Source organism: Sphingopyxis sp. (assembly GCF_035250425.1).
Taxonomy (GTDB): domain Bacteria; phylum Pseudomonadota; class Alphaproteobacteria; order Sphingomonadales; family Sphingomonadaceae; genus Sphingopyxis.
On the sequence record NZ_DATFFD010000113.1, the window covers coordinates 1 to 3,341 of the forward strand.

The 3,341-nt window shown below is 62.1% G+C and carries 4 protein-coding genes; 1 reads left to right on the forward strand and 3 read right to left on the reverse strand.

What is annotated here, in order from left to right; genetic code table 11:
* On the forward strand, nt 1–690 hold a 690-nt coding region (locus VJ811_RS06460), incomplete at its 5' end, for an NAD(P)/FAD-dependent oxidoreductase (protein WP_324071439.1).
* Here VJ811_RS06460 and VJ811_RS06465 read toward each other — a convergent pair.
* From VJ811_RS06465 to VJ811_RS06475, 3 genes are all read right to left on the reverse strand, one after another.
* Complete coding sequence (locus tag VJ811_RS06465; RefSeq protein ID WP_324071440.1) at nt 671–1,843, reverse strand: carboxynorspermidine decarboxylase; 1,173 nt, start codon at nt 1,841–1,843, stop codon at nt 671–673. The genes VJ811_RS06460 and VJ811_RS06465 overlap by 20 nt on opposite strands.
* A gap of 17 nt (nt 1,844–1,860) precedes the next feature.
* Nucleotides 1,861–2,211, reverse strand: coding sequence for a DMT family protein (locus VJ811_RS06470; protein WP_324071441.1), 351 nt, complete (start codon nt 2,209–2,211; stop codon nt 1,861–1,863).
* A 74-nt stretch (nt 2,212–2,285) separates the two neighbouring features.
* The coding region (locus VJ811_RS06475) for a saccharopine dehydrogenase family protein (protein ID WP_324071442.1) at nt 2,286–3,341 on the reverse strand (1,056 nt) is incomplete at its 5' end.

Below are 3,341 nucleotides of genomic sequence, written 5' to 3' on the forward strand. Positions count from 1 at the left end.
CGCGCGGTGGTCGTCGCGAGCGGCGCGAAGTACCAGAGTCTGCCGATCGACGGGATCGAGGCCTATGAAGGCCGCGGTATCTATTATGGCGCGACGCCGATGGAGGCGCAGCTGTGCAGCGATGCCGAGGTGACGATCGTCGGGGCGGGCAATTCGGCGGGGCAGGGCGCAATCTATCTCGCGAGCGTCGCGAAGAAGGTCTATGTTATTTTCCGTCGCGGCAGCCTGCGCGAGACGATGTCCGAATATCTGGTCAAGCGGCTGGAGGAACATCCGAATATCGAGATCATCCCGGCGACCGACGTCGTCGCGCTATACGGCGAAGAGCATCTGGCGGGGCTCACCTATCGTTGCCGCGAAACCGGGGACGAGGGGCATTGCGATTGCGGTTTCCTGTTCCTCTTTCTCGGCGCGAGCCCGAACACGAGCTGGCTGCCCAAGGAAATGGTATGCGACGAGCGCGGCTTTGTGAAAACGGGCACCGACATCGCGCCGCTCGAACTCGTCAAGGCGGGCTGGTCGCTCGACCGCATGCCGAGCCGGTTCGAGACGAGTTGGCCGCGCATCTACGCCGTCGGCGACGTCCGCAAGGGATCGGTGAAGCGCGTTGCCTCGTCGGTCGGCGAAGGATCGGTGGTGGTCAGCGACATCCATCAGGCGCTGGCGGAGATCACCCCAGCCGCGTCTTGAAATCCTCGTAACCGAATTCGCGGATCAGTTTGAGTGCGTCGCTCTCGCTGTCCCACAGCCAGATCGACGGCAGCGGAACGCCGTTGAAGCTGTTCGTCTTCACCATCGAATAATGCGCTTGGTCGAGGAAGGCAAAGCGTTGGCCGATGCGCGCGCCGCCGGGCAGGCGGTAGTCGCCGATGACGTCGCCCGCGAGACACGAGGGACCGCCGAGGCGTGTCGGCATGCCTTCGCTGCCTTCGCCCAGCATCGCGGGGCGGTACGGCGCCTCGATCACGTCGGGCATGTGGCAGGTCGCCGAAATGTCGGTGATGCCGATCGGCATTCCATTGTCGAACAGGTCGAGTACCTCGCCGACGAGGATGCCCGCGTCGAGCGCGATCGCCTCGCCGGGTTCGATCATCACATCGCAGTCGGTCGCGGCGCGGACCTGTTTCAGGAAGGCGATCAGATCGTCGACCTGATAATCGGCGCGCGTCACATGGTGGCCGCCGCCGAAGTTGATCCATTTGAGCTGGTTGAAAAAGGGGCGGAGCATCGGCTGCACCGCGTCCCAGGTGCGCGCGAGGGGCGGGAAATCCTGTTCGCACAGGCTGTGCATATGGATACCGTCGATGTCTTCCATATGCTCGGGGAGCAGCTGGGTCACCGGGAAACCGAGGCGGCTGCATGGCGCGGCTGGATCGTATTTCGCCACCTCGCCTTCGCTGTGCATCGGATTGATGCGCAGACCGATGTCGAAGCTTTCGCCGTTGGTGCGAAGCTCGTCGAGCAGCGGACGGAAGCGTGCGATCTGGCCGGGCGAGTTGAAGATCAGATGGTCGGACAGCTTCGCGATTTCGGGAAGATCGGCCTCCTTGTAGCCTGCGCAATAGGTCGCGACCTCGCCACCATATTCCTCGCGCCCGAGCTTCGCCTCATAGAGCCCCGAGGCGCAGACGCCATCGAGATATTCGGTGACGGTGGAGCCGAGCGGCCACATCGAGAAAGCCTTGAGCGCCGCGAGTACGCGCGCGCCCGACGCGTCGCCGATTTGGCGCAGCACCGAGAGGTTCGCGCGTATCTTCGCCGCGTCGACGACGAAGGCGGGCGAGGGGACGCGGCTGAGGTTGAAGCGGGCAAAGGCTCCGGGATCGCCGGCACGGGTTTCCATGTCGCTTACTGTTCCTGTCAGACCGCAATCGGTCCCTTGAAGATGAAAAACGCCCCCGCCGCGATCAGACCGAAGCCGACGAGATGATTTACGGTCAGCTTCTCACCGAGCCAGAAGACCGCGAACCCTGCGAATATGACCAGCGTGATGACTTCCTGCAAGGTCTTGAGTTCGGCGGCAGTATAAACCCCGTAGCCGATACGGTTTGCGGGGACGACAAGGCAATATTCGAAGAAGGCGATCCCCCACGCGATCAGCACCGCGAGCCAGATCGGCCGCGAAACCGCGCCAAGCTGGCCATACCAGGCAAAGGTCATGAAGATGTTCGAGACGAACAGGAGGCCGATCGGCGCGAGATAGGCGGTCACTTCGTCCCCTTTGTGCCTTACCCTTTGTCATTCCCGCTTTTGCGGGAATGACAAAATTTGGGTGTCTGACGCGATCAGAAATCCAGCGGCGCGTCGAGTTCCTTCACCTGCCACGGCAGGCCATGTTTGTTCAGCATGTCCATGAAGGGATCGGGGTCCATCTGTTCCATGTTGAACACGCCCTTGCCGCTCCACGTTCCCGTGACCATCATCGCGGCGCCGATCATCGCGGGCACGCCGGTGGTGTAGCTGACCGCCTGGTTGCCCGTTTCGGCATAGGCGTCCTCGTGATCGCAGATATTGTAGAGATAGAGCGTCTTTTCCTTGCCGTCCTTGCCGAGGCCGGTTGCGATGACGCCGATATTCGTCTTGCCCTTGGTGGTCTCGCCCAGGCTCGACGGTTCGGGGAGCACGGCCTTCAGGAATTGCAGCGGGACGATCTCGCGGCCTTCGTAGATCACGGGGTCGATGCGCGTCATGCCGACGTTCTGGAGGACGGTGAGGTGCGTGATATACGCCTCGCCGAAGGTCATCCAGAAACGGATGCGCTGGATTTCGGGGAGGTGCGTTTTGAGGCTTTCGATCTCCTCATGATACATGAGGTACATCGTCTTCGGGCCGACCGCCTCGAAATCGAACTGCTGCTTCACCGACATCGGCGGGGTTTCGACCCAGTCGCCATTTTCCCAGTGACGCGCGACCGCGGTCACTTCGCGGATGTTGATCTCGGGGTTGAAGTTGGTCGCGAAATGCTGGCCATGGTCGCCGCCGTTGCAGTCGAGAATGTCGAGCGTGTCGATGCGCTCGAAATGATGCTTTTTCAGCCAGGTCGTGAACACGCTCGTCACGCCGGGATCGAAGCCCGAGCCGAGCAGCGCCATGAGGCCAGCATCCTTGAAGCGGTCCTGATACGCCCACTGCCAATGATATTCGAACTTCGCCTCGTCGCGCGGTTCATAGTTGGCGGTGTCGAGATAATGCGCGCCGGTCGACAGGCACGCCTCCATGATCGTGAGATCCTGATAGGGGAGCGCGAGGTTCACGACATGCGTCGCGCCGATCGAGCGGATCAGCGCCGCGGTCGCGTCGATATGGTCGGCATCGACCTCGGCGGTCTTGATCGTGACGCC